19 protein-coding genes are annotated in these 18216 nt (G+C 66.9%); 6 read left to right on the top strand and 13 right to left on the bottom strand.

Going from position 1 to position 18216, the window contains the following annotated elements; genetic code table 11:
- Positions 1-60: 60 nt before the first annotated feature.
- From phaC to NO878_RS04490, 4 genes are read right to left on the bottom strand one after another with little or no spacing between them, the layout of a single operon-like run.
- Positions 61-1434, bottom strand: coding sequence for a class III poly(R)-hydroxyalkanoic acid synthase subunit PhaC (gene phaC / locus NO878_RS04505; protein ID WP_256404766.1), 1374 nt, complete (start codon positions 1432-1434; stop codon positions 61-63).
- Positions 1431-1973 carry a poly(R)-hydroxyalkanoic acid synthase subunit PhaE gene (locus NO878_RS04500; protein ID WP_256404765.1) on the bottom strand — a complete coding sequence of 181 codons (543 nt, stop codon included), beginning with the start codon at positions 1971-1973 and terminating at the stop codon, positions 1431-1433. The genes phaC and NO878_RS04500 overlap by 4 nt, the downstream gene beginning before the upstream one ends.
- Before the next feature lie 39 nt (positions 1974-2012).
- Positions 2013-2435: a hypothetical protein gene (locus tag NO878_RS04495; protein ID WP_256404764.1), complete on the bottom strand. Its 423-nt coding sequence runs from the start codon at positions 2433-2435 to the stop codon at positions 2013-2015.
- A 54-nt stretch (positions 2436-2489) separates the two neighbouring features.
- Positions 2490-2804 (bottom strand): AbrB/MazE/SpoVT family DNA-binding domain-containing protein, encoded by a 315-nt coding sequence (locus tag NO878_RS04490; RefSeq protein ID WP_256404763.1) that lies wholly within the window; start codon positions 2802-2804, stop codon positions 2490-2492.
- A gap of 153 nt (positions 2805-2957) precedes the next feature.
- On the opposite strand from NO878_RS04490, the gene NO878_RS04485 reads away from it, so the two are divergent.
- The gene (locus NO878_RS04485; RefSeq protein ID WP_256404762.1) at positions 2958-3590 is read left to right on the top strand and encodes a MaoC family dehydratase; all 633 of its coding nucleotides are present in this window, start codon (positions 2958-2960) and stop codon (positions 3588-3590) included.
- 2 nt (positions 3591-3592) lie between these two features.
- Here NO878_RS04485 and NO878_RS04480 read toward each other — a convergent pair whose 3' ends face one another.
- From NO878_RS04480 to cyoE, 4 genes are read right to left on the bottom strand one after another with little or no spacing between them, the layout of a single operon-like run.
- Positions 3593-4081 carry a hypothetical protein gene (locus NO878_RS04480; protein WP_256404761.1) on the bottom strand — a complete coding sequence of 163 codons (489 nt, stop codon included), beginning with the start codon at positions 4079-4081 and terminating at the stop codon, positions 3593-3595.
- A 23-nt stretch (positions 4082-4104) separates the two neighbouring features.
- A complete protein-coding gene (locus NO878_RS04475) occupies positions 4105-4458 on the bottom strand; it encodes an OB-fold domain-containing protein (RefSeq protein WP_256404760.1) in 354 nt (117 codons plus the stop codon).
- A 2-nt stretch (positions 4459-4460) separates the two neighbouring features.
- The gene (locus tag NO878_RS04470) at positions 4461-5615 is read right to left on the bottom strand and encodes a thiolase domain-containing protein (RefSeq protein WP_256404759.1); all 1155 of its coding nucleotides are present in this window, start codon (positions 5613-5615) and stop codon (positions 4461-4463) included.
- Between the two features lie 46 nt (positions 5616-5661).
- Positions 5662-7017 (bottom strand): heme o synthase, encoded by a 1356-nt coding sequence (gene cyoE, locus NO878_RS04465; RefSeq protein WP_256405459.1) that lies wholly within the window; start codon positions 7015-7017, stop codon positions 5662-5664.
- A gap of 190 nt (positions 7018-7207) precedes the next feature.
- Here cyoE and coxB point away from each other — a divergent pair, with 190 nt between their 5' ends.
- Entirely contained in the window at positions 7208-8011 is an 804-nt protein-coding gene (coxB, locus tag NO878_RS04460) for a cytochrome c oxidase subunit II (RefSeq protein ID WP_256404758.1), read from the top strand.
- A 35-nt stretch (positions 8012-8046) separates the two neighbouring features.
- Here coxB and NO878_RS04455 read toward each other — a convergent pair whose 3' ends face one another.
- The gene (locus tag NO878_RS04455) at positions 8047-8472 is read right to left on the bottom strand and encodes an FAD synthase family protein (RefSeq protein WP_256404757.1); all 426 of its coding nucleotides are present in this window, start codon (positions 8470-8472) and stop codon (positions 8047-8049) included.
- A gap of 220 nt (positions 8473-8692) precedes the next feature.
- Between NO878_RS04455 and han the strand changes: the two genes are divergently transcribed.
- The gene (han, locus tag NO878_RS04450; RefSeq protein ID WP_256404756.1) at positions 8693-10600 is read left to right on the top strand and encodes a Hef-associated nuclease; all 1908 of its coding nucleotides are present in this window, start codon (positions 8693-8695) and stop codon (positions 10598-10600) included.
- A gap of 16 nt (positions 10601-10616) precedes the next feature.
- Here the strand turns inward: han and NO878_RS04445 are convergent, their stop codons facing one another.
- Complete coding sequence (locus NO878_RS04445) at positions 10617-12239, bottom strand: phospholipase D-like domain-containing protein (RefSeq protein ID WP_256404755.1); 1623 nt, start codon at positions 12237-12239, stop codon at positions 10617-10619.
- A gap of 72 nt (positions 12240-12311) precedes the next feature.
- Between NO878_RS04445 and NO878_RS04440 the strand changes: the two genes are divergently transcribed.
- A complete protein-coding gene (locus NO878_RS04440) occupies positions 12312-12554 on the top strand; it encodes a hypothetical protein (protein WP_256404754.1) in 243 nt (80 codons plus the stop codon).
- 60 nt (positions 12555-12614) lie between these two features.
- Positions 12615-13403, top strand: a complete 789-nt coding sequence (locus NO878_RS04435; protein WP_256404753.1) for a hypothetical protein — start codon at positions 12615-12617, stop codon at positions 13401-13403.
- Between the two features lie 190 nt (positions 13404-13593).
- On the opposite strand, the gene NO878_RS04430 is transcribed toward NO878_RS04435, so the two are convergent.
- Positions 13594-14439: an aldo/keto reductase gene (locus NO878_RS04430; RefSeq protein WP_256404752.1), complete on the bottom strand. Its 846-nt coding sequence runs from the start codon at positions 14437-14439 to the stop codon at positions 13594-13596.
- A 30-nt stretch (positions 14440-14469) separates the two neighbouring features.
- Positions 14470-15549: an ATP-binding protein gene (locus NO878_RS04425; protein WP_256404751.1), complete on the bottom strand. Its 1080-nt coding sequence runs from the start codon at positions 15547-15549 to the stop codon at positions 14470-14472.
- A gap of 116 nt (positions 15550-15665) precedes the next feature.
- On the opposite strand from NO878_RS04425, the gene NO878_RS04420 reads away from it, so the two are divergent.
- Positions 15666-17822, top strand: a complete 2157-nt coding sequence (locus tag NO878_RS04420; RefSeq protein WP_256404750.1) for a thioredoxin domain-containing protein — start codon at positions 15666-15668, stop codon at positions 17820-17822.
- Here NO878_RS04420 and NO878_RS04415 read toward each other — a convergent pair.
- Positions 17819-18196 carry a thioredoxin family protein gene (locus NO878_RS04415; protein WP_256404749.1) on the bottom strand — a complete coding sequence of 126 codons (378 nt, stop codon included), beginning with the start codon at positions 18194-18196 and terminating at the stop codon, positions 17819-17821. The genes NO878_RS04420 and NO878_RS04415 overlap by 4 nt on opposite strands.
- Positions 18197-18216: the final 20 nt, after the last annotated feature.

Raw genomic sequence — 18216 nt, 5'->3', positions numbered from 1 at the left:
AATCCGACGTGGGGCGAGAAACATCGAGAGAAGATAGGTCGTCGGCAGGCGGGAGACGGCCTACGACGTGTGTTCGCTCGCCGCGTCGATCCACCGTCGGATGCGGCCTTCGTCGATGTCGGTGTCGGCGGAGAGCGTGGCGGGTTCGGCGTCGGCGAGCGTCTCCACGGAGGTGACGCCCGCGGCCGTCAGGCGTTCCGCGTACGCCGGGCCGATACCGCCGAGTTCCTGCAGGTCGGTGCCCGCGACGTCTGCCTCCGTCGTCTCCACGTCCTCGGCGACGGCGGCGTCGGGGGTGTCGGCCGTGGGCGGTTCGTCGGCGACTTCGGGAGCGGACTCCTCCGTCGTGACCGAGCGCTCGGCGAACCACTCGGCTACGTCCGGCCAGAGGTGTTCGTGGGTGGAACTCGACACGGAGAGCCCGATGTGACCGGTCGAGAACTCCATGATCTCGGTGTCGTCGCTGGCGACCGTCTCGTTGAAGGGCTTGCTCGCCTCCGGCGGGATGAGGTGATCGTACTCGCCGATCACCTGCAACACGGGCATGGTGATGTTCCCGAGGTCGACCTGCTCCCCGTTCAGTTCGAGTTCGTTACGGTAGAGCTTGTTGTCTTGGTAGATGTCCTCGAGGAACTCCCGGTAGGCGGCTCCAGCGACGTCGATGGGGTCGTTGAGCCACCGCTCCATCCGGGCGAAGTTCTTCACGAAGTCCTCGTCGTCGATGTTGTCGTAGAGGTTGCCGTACTTCGTGACGTAGTTGTGGACAGGGTCCATCAGCGCGAAGCCGACGTCGAGGAACTCGGCGGGCACATTGCCGAAGGTGTCGACGATAGCGCCCGGGCTGAAAAACTCCTCGTCGCCCCACATCTCGAGGATGCCACCGGTGCCGTCGAAACAGAGACCGGCGGCCATCAGGCCGAGATTGCGGACTTTCTCGGGGTGAAGCGACGCGTACATCACGCTCATCGTCCCGCCCATGCAGTAGCCGAGGACGTTGATCGCGTCCTGGTCGGAGCGCTCTCGCACCTCGTCGACGCAGTTGTCGATGTAGCGGTTCACGTAGTCGTTCAGCGACAGGGCGGTGTCGAGTTCGGAGGGTTCGCCCCAGTCGATCATGTAGACGTCGAAGCCGGCTTCGAGCATCCGCCGGATCACGCTCCGATCCGACTGGAGGTCGAGAATGTACGGGCGGTTGATGAGCGCGTAGACGAACAGGATGGGCACGTCGTGGCGCTCCTCCTCAGGCACCAGCGGCTCGTAGCGGTGGAGTTCGAGCTTGTTCTCGCGGTAGACCACCTCACTCGGCGTCTCGCCGACCTCTACTTCCGCCATCGTCTCCAGTCCGTCGGGGATGGCACCGACCGACGACGCGTCCTCGGCCGCGCGCTCCCAGAGGTCGCGCTGCGCGTCCAACGGGAATGTGAAGGGGTTCATTGTTCGTCGAGCAACCGATCCAGCTTCTGTTCGATGGAGTGTTGTCGGCGCTCCAGTTCGACGAGCCGTTCACCAACCTCACGCACGTCGCCGACCGTCGCAAAGTTGAGGGCGTGAAGCGTCTCCTCGGACGCCTCGTCGATATTCTGTCGCATGTTCATCGCCTCTTCGACGGTCTGGCCCGTCGCCGCGGCGAAGGCCGTCGTCGTCATCATCTCCTTGAACGCCTCGTTGGCCGAGGAGAGCCAGATGTCGCGGAACTCCTCCGCCTCGACGTCCTCGCCGTCGAAGGCCGCGCCCATGCGCTCGAAGGAGGTTTCCGCGGCGTCCATCCACGCCTCGTAGGCGCGCATCGAGCCCTCGTAGCCCTCCTGAATCCGCTCCTCGGAGAGGTTGTCCTCCATCGAATCCATCCAGGATTCGAGAAACGCCGACTGGGCGTCGAGGTTCCGGTCGAGGGCGTTCATATACGTCTCGGTCATGCGTTCGAGGAATGCGTCCATCTGTCCGTCGAACGTCCCGCTGGCATCGTTGGTCATCGTATTGAAATAGGGGGTTCGGGGTGGAATAGGCTGCGGTTACGCGGACTCTGTCAGTTCCTCGGCGGAGGCGACGGCTTCTTCGGTCGTCTCCTCGGCCTCGGCCTGGACCTGCTCGACGGCGTCGAAGCCGTCAGCGAGCAGTTCGAGTTGCATCTCGGTCATCTCGTCGTAGGTCGCTTCGGCCTCGTCGAGGCCCTGAACGAAGGACTGCCAGGCGTCCTCGTGGATCTCGTCGACGGCCTCGAACTGCTCGTCGACGGCCGCTTCGAGTTCCGCAACGGAATCCTCGGGGTAGACGGACTTCAGCCCGTCGAGGTAGGCCTCGACGGCCGTCTTCGAAAGCGTCACGCCGCTTTTCTGGGCCGACTTGGCCGACTCGAAGGAGCCGAACCAGGTCTCCATCGCGGAGCGCTGTGCGTCGACGCCGGTCTCGGCGGCGCGGCGGGTCTGTTCGATCATCGTACGTTGCAGCTGGAACGCTGAACTGAGGGGGTTGGTAGTACTCATTGGATTTCACTCGGAGTTTCGTTTGACGGGGATGACGATCGTCTGGACGATGTCGCCGTCCTCGATGTCGAGCGTCTCGCGCTCGGCATCGGGAATGCTGATGCGACCCCCGCTTTGTACGCGGGTCTTGAACATCGCCGTGCCCATGCTCATCGCGCTCAGTTGCGAGAACCCGTCGAACCCGCTCCCGGCACCGCCCGACATGAACTGTTTGAACAGCTGCATCTGTTGTTCGACTGCCTCTTCGCTGGCGTCCTGAAACCCCTGGGCGAACGGCATCGGGGGCCACGACGGCGACCCATCGTCCTCGTCTCGCGTCATCCTTGTTACACTCCACGCCGGCCACAGGCATAAGCTTTACTTTCGTTACCACTCTATACCACTCAAAGACGTCGCATGGTTTCGACCGGGTGTACCCGGCGAGAAAAGCGACCAGTCTTTAACCGGCCAGCACCAACAACAGAGAGATACACGATGCAGGAACGATCACAGACCCCGATAGGTAGTCTCACGGACGCGTGGGTAGAATCAGGCAAACACTTCTCGAACAGCGTCGAGCACTTCTACAGCAGCATGATGGCGGCCAACCGGGCGATGCTCACGGCCAACGGCGAGGCGGACGAGTCCGACCGTCAGCCGCCGGTGACACCCGGCGTGACGTACTCGAAGTCCGACTGGACGTTCGAACACGCCGACGACGGCGACGGCATCGTCAGCGTCGGCGACCGCATCCGCTTTTCGAAACAGTTGACCGAGCGCGAGATTGGCGAGTTCGCCGACGCGAGCGGCGACACGAACCGCCTCCACCTCGACGACGACTTCGCCGAGCAGACCCGCTTCGGCCGGCGCATCGTCCACGGGACGCTCGTCTCCGGACTCATCAGCGCCGCGCTGGCCCGACTCCCCGGACTGACGATCTACCTCTCGCAGGATCTGCAGTTCCTCGGTCCGGTCGACGTAGACGAGACGGTAACCGCCATCTGTGAGGTCGTCGAGGATCTCGGCGACGGCCGTTATCGGCTCACCACCGTCGTCGAGGACGAGGACGGTGAAACCGTCATCGACGGCGAAGCCATCGTCCTCATCGACGACGCGCCCGACGAGTAAGTTCAGTCCTCGCGGATCGTGAGACCCGCATCGCGGAACATCTCGGTCGCGCGCTGAAACTCCGCCTCGCCGTACGACAGCCACAGCGACGGCATCATCACGTACCGTCGCCGCGTGTTGCCGTCGGTGGCGTACACGATGACGAACCGCGGCCGGGTCAGCCCCTTCGTTCCCCGCACCGGTCGGACGTACTCGATGGCCGCCAGCGGAACCTCGTCGGCCGTCGTGAATCCCCGTAAATAGTTGCTCGCGCGTGCGACCCCGACGACGAGAACGGCAATCGCGCCGACGAGGAGGAGCGTTCGCAGGTCGCCGGCCAACAGTTTGCCGACGACGAAGCCGATACCCGCGAGGACGCCAGCAACGGCGGTATAAAACAGGAGTCGGTTCCCCTCACGATAGCGTCGAAACTGGCCGCGTAGGCTGGATTCCAGGTGCAGGCGACCGTCGTCGAGGTGACACCGTCCGCGTTTCGTCCGGAAGGAGGGCATACTGTGGCGGGAAACGGCCGACGTTAGACTGGTTCGAACCGGTAGCCGTCCCAGTCTTGACTCTCCGGTTCGCGGATGCCGGCACCGGGTTCTCGGAGTTCCTCGACGTACACCGGGCGCACCTCGTCGCCGATGTCGATGTCGTCGGTCGTCACGCCGCCGAGTGCGCGAACTGGTTCACCGTCCACGTCGAACTCGACGATGGCGAGGGTGTTCGGCTCCCGGACGCCCGGTGGGGCGGCCATACTCGTCGTCCACGTGACGACCTCGGCGGTGTACTCGCTGAGATCGACCGTATCGACCGGTTCCTCGCCGCCGGGACCGATGGGGTGGCCCGGGTAGGTGATGCTGCCGTCGGGATACTGATACGCTTCCATCATTAGACTGCCTCCATGAGGGTGGTGATGACGCAGTTGCCAAAGCCGCCGACGTTACACGCCAACCCGGTGTCGGCGTCGTCGACCTGCCGCTTGCCGGCCTCGCCGAGCAGTTGTTCGTAGATTTCGTACACCTGGGCGACGCCGCTCGCGCCGAGCGGGTGGCCCTTCGACTTCAGGCCGCCCGAGGGGTTGATCGGGAGGTCGCCGCCCATCTCGGTGCGGCCCTCCTCGACTGCCTTCCAGCCCTCGCCTTTCTCGAAGAAGCCGAGATCCTCGCTCTGGAGAAATTCGAGGATGGTGAACATGTCGTGGAGTTCAGCGACGTCGACGTCCTCGGGTCCGAGGTCCGCCATGTCGTAGGCGATGTTGCTTGACTCGACGACGCCACGCATCGTCGTCGGGTCCGCACGCTCGTGGACGACGTGGGTGTCCGTCGCGCCGCCGACGCCAGGGACGAGTACGTAGTCGTCGGTGTACTCCTTCGCGACCGACTCGGGACAGAACATGAGCGCCGCGCTCCCGTCGGTGATGGGACAGAAGTCGTAGAGTCGGAGCGGATCAGCGACCATCGGTGACTCCAGGACCGTCTCCAGGTCGACCTCCTTCTGGAACTGGGCGTGTTCGTTGTGGACGCCGTGGCGGTGGTTCTTCACCGCCACTTTGCCGAGGCTCTCGCGTGGGGCATCGTACGTATCGAGGTAGAGCCGCGCGGTGAGGCCGGCGAAACTCGGCAGCGTCACGCCGTGTTTGTACTCCATCGGGTGGGTGATGGAGGCGATAACGTCCGTCGCCTCCGGGGTGGTCCGGTGAGTCATCTTCTCTGCGCCGACGAGCAGGGTCATGTCGCTGGCGCCGCTGGCGACCGACTGCCAGGCGTGTTTGACTCCGGCCCCGCCGCTCGAACTCGTCTGATCGATACGGGCGGTGTAGGCGGGCATCGCCGCCAGGTCGTGAGCGACGGCGTTCATGATGCCCGTCTGTCCCTCAAACTCACCGCTTGCCATGTTCGAGACATAGAGGTGATCGATCACATCCGGTGAGACACCAGCGTCGTCGAGACACGCTGTTCCGGCCTCCGAAAGCAAGTCGAGGACCCAGCCGTCCCGCTGGCCGAACTGCGTCATCGACGCGCCGATGATCGCTACGTTCTCCATACACCCGTTGGCAACGGCCACCGGCTTACCCTTTACCCTTGGTGAGTCAGAGCGCCAGCGTGTCGACGACGACTGCGAGTAACAGCGCGCCGAGGTAGGCGTTCGAGGCGTGGAACGCCCGGAACGCCGCGGACTCGGTGCGGTCGACGTGTAGCCGTACGACCGCCCAGAGGAACGCCGCCCCCAGTACGACGGTGGTGAGGACATAGATCCAGCCCAGCGGCTCCCACGTTGCCAGCACGCCCGCGCCGACCAGTGTCGCCGCCAGCCACCAGAGGATGTGCTTTCGGGTCTCGGTCTCCCCTCGGACGACGGGCATCATCGGGAACCCGCCGCGAGCGTAGTCGTCCTTGTACGCCAGCGCGAGGTTGTAGAAGTGCGCGGGCGTCCACAGGAAGATGACCGTCGCGAGCACGAGGCCGCCCAGCCCGACCGATCCCGTGACCGCCGCCCAGCCGATCAGCGCCGGGAGCGCGCCGGCCGCGCCGCCGATGACCGTGTTCTGGACGGTGTTGGGCTTCAGAATCAGCGTGTAGATCACGCTGTAGAAGACGATAGCGAGGAGGCCGAGGACGGCCACGAGCGGGTTGACTGCGGCAAACGAGACGAGCGAGCCGACGGTCAGCAGACCGGCGAAGATCAGTGCGTTGCGCACCGACACGACGTCGGTCGCGATGGGTCGGTCGCTGGTGCGGTTCATGCGTCGGTCGACGTCCCGCTCGAGGACGTGGTTGAACGTCCCGCTGGCGCCGATAGAGAGGACGCCGCCGAGCAGGGTCAGAACCACCGTCCGCGGTTCGAGCGTCGGGCCGGCAGCGAGTGCCATCCCCGCCGAGGCGACGAGACAGAGCAGCCACATCAGCCGTGGCTTCGTGAGCCGGAAATACGCGCCGGCGACCGCCCGAACGCGAGCCACCGGCTCCTCCGGCAGTGTCGGCGACTCGGGGTCGGCCGGCGCTTCGGGCATAGAGAGATCCTCCGGGTCGGTTACGGGGTCGTCCGACGGGTCGCCGGTGTCCGCCTCGAGCGTCCAGGCGAGGGCGGCGACCAGCCCCCCGAAGATGACGACGCCCACGAGCAGGTGGGCGGCCGAGAGGACGGCGGTTGGCCCGTTCGTGGCGACGACAGCTCCGAGGGCGGCCTGAACGGGGTAACAACACATCGAAACGCCGAGAGCGGCTCGGACACGACGGCTCCGGTTCCCGCGCCACGCGGCGACGCCGGCCAGGAGGACGAGCAAGCCGACGCCGACGGCGGCGAGACGGTGGCCGATCACTAGCGCTCCGGCGGCAGTCGTCGGGAGCGCTGTTCCGTCACCACACGCCGGCCATGCGCCACAGGTTGCCGCGGCGTCCGTGACGGCGACTGTCGTCCCGACGAGCACGAGCAGATACACGCCCATCGCGCTCGCCGCGAGCAGCCCCGGGACGCGGTCGGTCACGTCTCGTACCACGTGTCCATCACTGCCGAAACTTGGTAATCCGCCTATTTAGGCGCCCCGCTTTTTCTCACCCGCCGGTTGGTACTTCGATGCCGTCCGATCCGCCCTATCAGTAGGTATTTACGGGGGTGATTCTAACGACCGATAGAGCATGAAACGGTCGCGCCTCCTGCTGGCGTCGCTGCTGTCGGCGGTCGCTCTCTCCCTCGCCGCCGATCCAGTCGCGGCCCAGAGTTCGGTGTCCGCAGAACTCATCAACAACCTGAACCAGAAGCTCCTGCTGATCGGCGTCCCGATCACGCTTCTGGTGGAGGGCATTCTCATCTACACGGTGTATCGGTTCAAGAACGCCGACGAGGCGTCCCCGACCGAGGAGAACCGTCGGCTGGAGATCACGTGGACCGTCGCCACTGCCATCATCCTACTGTTCGTCGGCGTCGCCTCCTACGGCGTCCTCGCCAACGAGAACGTCACCTTCGAAGGTGGCCAAGAAGAGATTGCCTCGGACCAGGGTGACGTCCTCGTCCATATGGAGGCCTTCCAGTGGGGCTGGCGCGCAAGCTACCCCCAGGAAGACGTCTCGCTTTCCAGTACGTCGCCCACCATCGTGGTTCCAGCCGGGCAAGACGTCTACTTCAATATCACATCTAGTGACGTATTACACGCCTTCCACGTCCCGCAGATGGGACTGAAACAGGACGCCATGCCCGGTCAATCGAACGTCATCAAGACCGTGCCGCTGGAGGAAGGCACCTACCAGGGCTACTGCGCCGAGTTCTGCGGCGTCGCCCACTCCCAGATGTACTTCGAGATTCAGGTCGTCTCTCAGGACGAGTACCAGCAGTTCGTCGAAGAACAACAGAGCGATTCCTCCGGGGACCTCGAACCCGAGGAGACCGACGAAGTCGTCAGCGCACACGACGAATCGGTCGCTCAGGCGCCGGTCCTCGCGTAGGTACGCGTCCCGAACAGCCGTCCCGACGGCGCTTTCTAACTCCGACGCTCGACGATCCGATCGACGATGTGCCCGGTCGAGGATAGTTCCTCCGCGGGCGCGTCGCGTGCCGACGCCCGGTCCACCCGACAGTCGATACCTCGTGACCGAAGAGCCGACTGGAGGTGTTCCTCGTCGTGATGTTGATCGTAACCGAGGACGATGACGTCGGGGTCGATACGTTCGATCGGGACGAAGATGTCCTCTGGATGACCGAGATGGGCCTCGTCGACGACGTCGAGCGCCGCGACCATCCGGCGACGCTGGCCGTCCGACAGGATCGGCTTCGGCTTGTGGGTGACGTTCTCTCCGCGCGCGACGATGACGTGCAGTCGATCACCCATCGCGGCGGCGTCGGAGAGATAGTGGACGTGACCGGGATGGAGGATATCGAAGGTGCCCTGGGCGACGACGGCGGTCATGGGTCGCAGTCGACGCCTCCCCACCGTGGGCGTTCGGGCGTGTCCGCCATGGAGGGTTCGGCGGTTCGGTCGACGGATTCCATCCCGAGACACCGCATAGCTACGGCTCGGTGGCGTCGCCTTCTAAGCGTTCCGGATGCCCGACGACGACGCGAGCGCGGCGGTCCCAGCACGGACGTATTCTGCAAGGCTTAACTTCGGGCACCGATCACACAGTGATATGACAGCTGGGAATGCCGGGGATTCCGGCACCGACACCCGGGGCGAGTCCCGCCCCGTCGTCTACGATCTCGCACCCGACTGCACGGCCGAGGACGTAGACGTCGGCGAGTACTATCACGCCGTCGTCAACGGCGTCGTCGCCTACGGAATCTTCGTCGACGTCTCGGACGAGGTTTCGGGTCTCGTCCACGAGTCGAACCTCGATGGCGACTACGACGTCGGCGACCGACTACTCGTCGAACTCGACGAGATCCGTGACGACGGCGACGTCGCCTTCGCGGAGGCCGACCTCGACGACTACCGCACCGTCGCCGTCGACCACCAGCCGACGATCACGCGAGCCGCGGAGCTTTCGGTCGGTGAGACGGTCACCATCGAGGGGCGGATCATCCAGGTCAAACAGACCGCTGGCCCGACCGTCTTCCGTTGCTGTGACGCGACCGGCATCGTCGCCTGCACGGCCTTCGAGGAGGCGGGCGTCCGCGCCCACCCCGACGTGGAACTCGACGACGCCGTCCGTATCTCGGGCACGGTCGAGGAACACGAGGGGAGCCCACAGATCGAGGTCGAGTCGCTCGCCCGACTGAACGGGTCGGCCGCCGAACAGGTCCACGAAGCCGTCGACGCCGGCTTGGCCGAGCGCGCGGACCCCCACGACGTCGAGCCGCTCGTCGAGTGGGCCGAGTTCGAGAAGCTCCGTCCCGGCCTCGAATCCCTCGCCCGACGGCTCCGACGGACCGTCCTCGAAGGACGGCCGATCAGGGTTCGCCACCACGCCGACGGCGACGGCATGTGTGCCTCGCTCCCGGTCCAGGTGGCGCTCGAACGCTTCATCGCCGCCGTCCACGACGACGAGGACGCCTCCCGACACCTCATCAAGCGCCTCCCGAGCAAGGCGCCGTTCTACGAGATGGAAGACGTCACCCGCGACCTCAACTTCGCGCTCGAAGGCCGCGAGCGCCACGGGCAGAAGCTTCCGCTCTTGCTCATGCTCGACAACGGCAGCACCGAGGAGGACGTCCCCGCCTACGAGAACCTCGCCCACTACGATGTCCCCATCGCCGTCGTCGACCACCACCACCCCGATCCCGAGGCCGTCGAGGACCTTCTCGACGCCCACGTCAACCCCTACCTCCACGGCGAGGATTACCGCATCACCACGGGGATGATGTGTGTCGAACTCGCGCGGATGATCGACCCGGAGATGACCGACGAACTCCGGCACGTCCCCGCGGTTGCGGGACTCTCTGACCGGTCGAAGGCCGAAGCGATGGACGCCTTCGTCGACCTAGCCGGCGAGGCGGGCTACGACCGCACGGATCTCGTCCGTATCGGCGAGGCGCTCGATTACGCCGCCCACTGGCTCCGATACAGCGAGGGCGAGACACTCGTCAGCGACGTTCTGAACGTCGATTGTGACGACGAGCGCCGGCACGCGGAACTCGTCGACTTTCTCGCCGACCGGGCCGAGCGCGACATCGACCGCCAACTCGCCGCGCTCGACCCGCACGTCGAGCACGAACGACTGGACAACGACGCCCACCTGTACCGGGTCGACCTCGACGACTTCGCCTACCGGTTCACCTACCCCGCGCCAGGCAAGACCACCGGCAACCTTCACGACCGGAAGGTCGAGGAGACGGGCGATCCCGTCATCACTATCGGCTACGGTCCCGACTTCGCCGTGCTTCGCTCGGACGGTGTCCGCCTCGACATCCCCGAGATGGTGGCCGAACTCGACGAGGAGGTCGTCGGCGGCGGCGTCTCCGGCGGCGGTCACCTCGTCGTCGGGTCGATCAAGTTCGTGAAGGGCATGCGAAGCGAGGTAATCGACGCGCTCGTCGAGAAGATGGCCGACGCGGAACTCGACGAGGCGCTGTCGAGCGCGACGACACTCGATCCCTGAGCGGCCCGGGCGTCACTCACCGCCGGTCCCCGAACCGAACCGTCTTTCTCGCGATCACGATGGCGACGAGCAGCGCCGCGAGCGCGCCGGCCGCGAGCACCCACGTTGTCCGCCCTGTGTCCCCCGCCCAGTCGGCCGCGAAGGCCTCGCGGAAGTGCGTCGCCAGGTCGTCGCTCCGGACGGCCACCGCCACCTCGCGGTTGTCCGCGACGGCGTTTGCGTTCCAGTTCAGGCTTCCGACGATCACCGTGTCGTCCGCGACGACGCCCTTGGCGTGGACCTTCTCGTACCGTCCGCGAGGCTCGGCGAGTCGTGCCGTGAGCGGCAGGTCGCGCCGCTCGGCGATGCCGTTCAGCCAGTCGACCAAGGCGTCGTTCTCCTCGGCGACGTACCACGCCCCGGAGAGCAGGACCCGCACCCGGACGCCACGCTCGGCGGCCCGCACCGTCGCTCGCAGCAGCGGCCCGTCGCGGCGGCCGATGCTCGGCTGGATCACGTCCACCCGGTCGTCGGCGTCGTCAATCATCCTCACGACCGCCGACTCGGCGTTTCCCGGTGCGGTGAGAACGCGGACGCGGCCGGTCGCCGTCAGCGGGTCGATCCGTGACGGATAGGTTCCGTTGGCTGCCGCCCCCGCGTCGAACCGTTTCCCCCGCCGGTGGCGCCGCCAGGGAATCGCGTCCCGCCCACTCGCGTCGTTCCGGAAGAGACCGGCCAGATCGTCCGCGACCGACCGGGAGTCGACGACGACACCCCATCCCCGGCTGCTCCGGCCGCCGACCCCGGCCGGCTTCCAGTTTTCCGACAGTACGAGCGCACGGTCGTCGACGACGGCGTACTTCGGGTGGTGGTATTCGAAGCGGGCGTGAGGCCCGCCGAGAACCGACACCTCGATTCCCGCGTTGGCGAGTCGGTCGAGGGCCGCGGCCCCACGCGCGGAGCGGCCGCCGACCGGATCGGCGTCGACGAGGACGCGGACCCTGACCCCGCGCTCGGCGGCGGCAACGAGCGCGTCGGCAACTCGCTCGCTGGTGAACGTATAGCCCGCGAGCAGGAGTCGACGCTCGGCCCCACGGAGCGTATCGAGGGGGACCTCGGGGCTGTCCGGGAGGAGGAACCCACGAACTCTCGCGGTGCCGTGAGTTCGGACCGCGCGTGGCTCGAACCCGACGGGACGCCACCGGCGGCCGTCACCCTCGACGACGAGTCGCTCCCCTTCGGGGGCGTCCCGGTAGTCGAGGCGTGCGACGACGGCCCCGTCGCGACGGAGCGTGAGCCGTTCGCCGGCGTTAGAGAGCGACAGCCGGGAGACGCCGAGGACCGGCACCTCGGCCAGCCGTCGCGTCGCGTTCGGATCGTCTCCGACGGCGAACCGTGTCCCCGGGCGCTCGGCCGGATCGGTCGGGAGCGACACGGTCGTCTCGCCGTCGCTCAGCGTCCAGTTCGCGGCCGCTTTCGGGACGGCCACGACGACGAACTCGCCGGTATCGCCGTCCACGGCCGGGTTGGGGACGGCGCCGACGATGGCCGGCGGCGTGGGAGTGGTGGCGGCGGTCACTGGCGCCGCAACCGTCGCCGCCACACCGAGGGCGAACACGGCGGCGAGCACGGGCCACGGATCGAAACGTGAATGGGGCACGGCCGGCCCTGGTCCCGTGTTCACGTATGAAGCTTCGGAGGATTTTTGTCCCCGTCAGTCGCCCGTCCGGGCATGGTAGCCGTCGCGAACGCACTCAGACTGCTCGGATCGGCCCTCGGCGCACTCGGCGGCGCGCTGGTGTTCGTGGAGTTCTTCCAGATGCCGAGCTACGTCGAGTACAACGAGGAGTTCCAGGACTACCGGATCGAGGGAAATCGCACGGAGGTCCGAGAACACACCTGGATCGGTCGGGTCGGCGGGTTCTGTCTCTCCCTCGGGTTCGCCCTGCTCTTTCTGGCGACGTTTCTCGGATAGCCGGATCCGCTGCCCGAGCGTATTAGTGGGTTGCCGACAAACGGGGTGCAAGGGTACACAGTGCCACGTTCCCTCCAGCGGTTCATCGACGAACTGGAGTGCCATCGACGACGCATCGCCGTCGTGAATGGTGCTGGGGTCGACTCGAAGGTCGACGATATTGTCGAGTACTTCGACCGGTTCGACCTCGAAACGGAGCACGTCTCCGTCTCCGCGCTTCCCGACGCGTTTCTGGTGCTCACCGACGGCGACGACTACCTCGGCTCTATCGGCGTCGCCGAACTCCACGAGTACCTCTATGACTCTCTCGACGGCGACATCGGTCCCGATTCGGACATCGTGGGCGACCAGAACGCCGCCGTCGAGGGCTTTCTCGCTCGACTCGACGGCAACGTCTACTCACTGTCCGCCGAGGGGAAACTCGCGCTGGCCTGTGTCTCGCACCTGCTCGAGACCCGCGCGTGGCGTCGTGGAGTCGGGGAACTCCACGCGGGGATTCAGCGCTTCTCTCTCCTGCGTGACGATCCGGCGCTGTGGTCGCGATACCGGAAGCTCTCCGGATGCGGGGTGGAAACGACGGTCTACGGGCGACGCGACTGGACGCCATCGGACTGGAGCGGTGTGGCCGCCTACGCCGACGAAGCCGATGCGAGCGTCGGCGACTACTGGTTCGTCGCGTACCGTGGTCCCGAAGACGACGACGACGGCGCCTTGCTCGCACGCGAGGACGACAACGGACGGTACACCGGCTTCTGGACCTTCGAATCCGACACCGTCGACGCCATCGTCGAGACGCTCGTCACCGACTACCAACCGGCCCTGACACGCCTCCCGGAGCAGCCGTCCTGAGCGTCCGCTCGCCGGGGGGTTATTTAGCGGATGGCTCGGTCACGCGTTCACCGAGACCGACCACGAGGGGTCGCAAAACGCCGCCGTCGTGGTCGACACCCACAGCCGCGACGGCAGCCAGCCCGAAGGCACCGGGCGAGTCGGCGGCCAGTAGCCGACGCCGGCAACCGCCTGTGACTCTCGGCCCCACCTAGGCGGACAGGCGCCGCATCTCGTCGTCTGCGAGGTCGAGTGTGGCCGCGGCGACGTTCTCCTCTAGGTGTGTGACACTCGACGTTCCGGGGATGGGGAGGACCACCGGCGAGCGGTCGAGCAGCCACGCCAGTGCGACCTGTCGCGGCGTCGCGTCGTGGGCCTCGGCCACGGCGTCGAGAGCGTCGGCTTTCGCCCCGAGGTCGCCGCCCCCGAGCGGGAAGTAGGGTAGGAACCCGATGTCGTTCGCCTCGCAGACGTCGAGGACGTCGTCGTGGGTGCGGTCGGCGACGCTGTACTCGTTTTGCACGGTCGCTACCTCGACGACGTCGCGAGCGCGTTCCAGTTGGTCGACGGAGACGTTGCTGACGCCGACGTGACGGATCAGGCCACGGTCCTTGAGGTCGGCGAGTGCCTGCATCGACGCCTCGATGGACACGTCGGGGTCGGGTGCGTGGTACTGGTACAGGTCGATCGTCTCGACGCCGAGGCGGTCGCGGCTACACAGCGCGGCGTTCCGGAGGTACTCGGGGTCGCCGTGACGGAGCCAGTCGCCGTCGGGCGAGCGAAGCAAGCCACCCTTGGTGGCGACGAAGGCGTCGTCTGGCGTCCCGGCCTCACGGAGCAGACGCTCGCTGGTCCCTGGGCCGTACGCGTCCGCGGTGTCGACGAGGTCGACGCCGAGTTCGGCCGCCCGGTCGAGAACGCGCCGGGCCGCGGCGGTGTCCTCCGGGGGTCCGAGGACGCCCTCGCCGGTGATGCGCATCGCACCCAGGCCGAGGCGGTTGACCGCGTCTTCGCCGCCGATGGCGAACGTTCCGCCGGTGTCGTCGAGTGATCGCATACGCTCCGTTGACCCGCTGGCGGGATATAATCAGCGCGCCGGCGGTCGCCGGAGTTCGACGACGACTTCGGTTCCGCGAGGGTCGTTGTCACGCACCTCGATGTCACCGTCGTAGTGGTTCAACAGCGTCTTGACGAGCGCGATGCCCCGCCCCTCGCCGGATTCGATGGCCGACTCGAACAGGTGGGCTTTCACGTCGTCGCGGATTCCCGGGCCGTCGTCGGTGACGAACACGCGGACGGTCCGCTCTCGGCGCTCGGCGGTAACCCACACCGTCGGCTCCGAGCCGTCGTGGTGCTGGACCGCGTTGCGGAGGAGGTTCGTGAACACCGCCGAGACGGCGTCGGTCGCCAGTACGTACAGCTCCGGGTCTACGTCCACCTCGACGGTCGCCGCCGGATACGCCGCCCTGATATCCTCGGCGACCCGCAGGATGCTCGTCGAGATATCCATCGGCGCCGGCTCCTGCTCCCCGGCGAAGACGTCTGACAGCCGCTTCACGTCCTCGATCAGCGCCGCGATGGCGTCGCTCCGCCGCTCGATGGGGTCGAGGTACTCCTCGGTCCCCTCGGTTTGCTCGGCGAGCAGTCCGGTGTATCCCTGGATCACCTGCGTCGCGTTCAGCGCGTTGTGTCGGAGGTGGCTGTTCAGGAAGACGAGGGCGTCCCGGCGGTGGTCGGCCTCCTGAGCCGAGCGCTTCGCCCGGGCGTAGTAGATGCCGACTACGCCACCGCCGATGCCGCCGCCCGCGCCGACGACGATGACGCCGAACATCGCCTCACCGACGGCCCGTCCCTCTAGGAGTCGGATCCCGACCGTCAGCGAGGACAGGGCGACGAAGACAGCCATCCCCACGAGACACCACCGGACGACCGACCACGTGTCCGCCACGGGGAGGTCACTCCCAGAGAGCCAGCGACCCAACCAGAACAGGCCGGCCGACAGCGAGAGACAGAGGGCAAGCGAGAGAACGGGGCCGAGACTGACTCCCAACTGTCCGACATCGGAGAGGAAGTTGGCTACCGAGACGACGGCGACAGCGAGTGCGAGAATGACGATGAGTGACGGCGCGTGGACGGCGATCCGTCGTTCCCACGCCGCGACATCCATACCACCGCATCGGAGACCACCTACAAAATGGTTACCTGTGTTCGATAGCCAGCGGCGACCCGACCGGCGCGGTCGGTTCTGTTGGGTTTACCCGTCTGGGCATCCAACGACCGCGCATGACGATGCCGACGCGTCGGAACCGCCTCGACGAGGAGGCCAGCCCGTATCTCGAACAACACGCCGACAACCCGGTACACTGGCAGCCGTGGGACGAGACGGCGCTCTCGGCCGCTCGAGAGCACGACGTGCCCATCTTCCTCTCGGTCGGCTACTCCGCCTGTCACTGGTGTCACGTCATGGAGGCAGAGAGCTTTCAGGACGAGGCGGTCGCGTCGGCGCTCAACGAGCACTTCGTCCCGATCAAGGTCGACCGCGAGGAACGCCCGGACCTCGATAGCGTCTACCAGACCATCTGTCAACTGGTTTCGGGTGGCGGCGGGTGGCCGCTCTCGGTCTTTCTCACCCCCGAGGGCAAGCCCTTCTACGTCGGGACGTACTTTCCGCGGGAGCCACAGCGTGGCCGTCCCGGATTCAACCAGTTGCTCGAAGACATCTCCCGGTCCTGGCGGGAGGACCGCGAGGAAATCGAGAACCGCGCCGATCAGTGGACGGCGGCTATCACCGACGAACTGGAGTCGACACCGGAGTCGCCGGGCGACCCCCCGGAGTCTGATCTTCTGGCCTCGGCGACGGCGGCGGCGATCCGAAGCGCGGACCGCGAACACGGCGGCTTTGGCTCCGGTGGGCCGAAGTTCCCCCAGCCCCGCAGACTCGACCTCCTGCTCAGGGCGGCGACCCTCGACGGCGACGAGGCGGCCCGCGAGGTGGCCATCGAGGCGCTGGACGCCATGGCAACCGGCGGCCTCTACGACCACGTCGGCGGCGGATTCCACCGCTACGCCACCGACCGCGAGTGGACCGTCCCTCACTTCGAGAAGATGCTCTACGACAACGCGGAACTCCCGCGGGTATCCCTGCTGGCCGCCCAGGTGACGGGGTCGGATCGCTACGCCCGTGTCGCCGCCGAGACGGTCGCCTTCCTCGAACGAGAACTCCGACATCCGGACGGCGGATTCTACAGCACGCTCGACGCCCAGAGTCGCCCGCCTGCGTCGCGGGTCGACGACGAGGACGCCGAGGACGCCGAAGGAGCGTTCTACGTCTGGACTCCCGAGGAAGTCCACGACGCGCTCGCCGAACTGGACGTCGACGGGGTCGACGCCGAGACGGCTGCGGACCTGTTCTGTGACCGCTACGGCGTCGCGTCCGGTGGCAACTTCGAGGGTGGCACGACGGTGCTCACGGCGGCGACGAGCTACGCCAGCCTCGCGGAGTCGTACGACCTGTCCACCGAAACAGTCGAGCGCGCCCTGATGGCCGCGCGGAGTCGGGTCTTCGAGGCCCGTGCGGAGCGCCCCCGGCCCGCCCGCGACGAGAAGGTGTTGGCGGGGTGGAACGGCCTCGCCATCTCCGCCGTCGCGGCTGGGGCGCGCGTTCTCGATCCGGCGCTTGCGGGTACCGCCACCGACGCGCTCGCCTTCGTTCGCGAGCACCTCTGGGACGCCGACGCCAAGCGCCTCTCCCGGCGCTACAAGGACGGCGACGTCGCTGTCGAGGGCTACCTCGACGACTACGCCTTCCTCGCGAAGGGCGCCTTCGACTGCTATCAGGTGACCGGTGAGGTCGACCACCTTGCCTTCGCGCTCGAACTCGCCCGCGTCGTCCGCACGGCGTTCTGGGACGCGGACGCGGGGACGCTCTACTACACGCCCGCCGACGGCGAAGGGCTGGTGACCCGCCCCCAGGAACTGAACGATCAGTCGACACCGTCGAGTCTCGGCGTCGCGGCCGCCCTCTTCGAGCAACTCGACCCCTTCGCCCCCGAGGAAGACTTCGCGGCGATTACCGAGCGCCTCCTGTCGACCCACGCCGACCGGATCCGGGGCAGCCCACTCGAACACGCCTCGCTCGTCCTCGCGGCCGACGCTCATGCCCGCGGCCCGGTCGAGTTGACGCTCGCGGCCGACGACCTGCCGACGGCGTGGCGGGAGACGCTCGCCGAGACGCCGCTGCCGACGGGCGTGATCGCCCCCCGGCCGGCCGACGACGGCGCTCTCGACGACTGGCTGGCGACGCTCGGCCTCGACGAGGCACCGCCGATCTGGGCGAACCGTGACGCCGTCGACGGCGAGCCAACGGCGTACGCCTGCCGCGATTTCACCTGCTCGCCGCCAAAAACGGACCTCGACGCGGCGCTCTCCTGGCTCGATTAGGCCTGCGCCCGCTCGTCGCGCTCGGCGATCCGCCCCGCGAGGTACTCCGCGATGGGTTCCGGTTCCTCCTCGACGAACCGGGTGACCTCCTCGCCCGCCCGCTCGACGACGACCGTCGGGATGTACTCGATTCCGTAGGCGTCGACGCCCTCGCCGTCCTTGTCGTCGTCGACGGGATACCGGTCGATCCGCTCGTCGGGGACGCCCGCGGCGTCGAGGGCGGCCGCGAAGGTCGGCAACTGCCCCTGACAGTCGCCACACCAGTCTGCGCCCCACACCTTGTAGGAGAGTCCCTTGCGGCCGAGCGCCGCCAGTACCTCGTTGTCACCCTCCCAGGTTCCGGTCGGCTCCATCGTCTCCAGTGTCGCCGTCATGTGCGGCGTTACCGCGTCCA

Origin of the sequence: Haloplanus ruber (assembly GCF_024494725.1) — an archaeon.
In the GTDB taxonomy this organism is placed as follows: Archaea; Halobacteriota; Halobacteria; order Halobacteriales; family Haloferacaceae; genus Haloplanus; species Haloplanus ruber.
The sequence above is the reverse complement of the archived record's forward strand: the minus strand, read 5'-3'. Positions and strand labels throughout refer to the sequence as shown.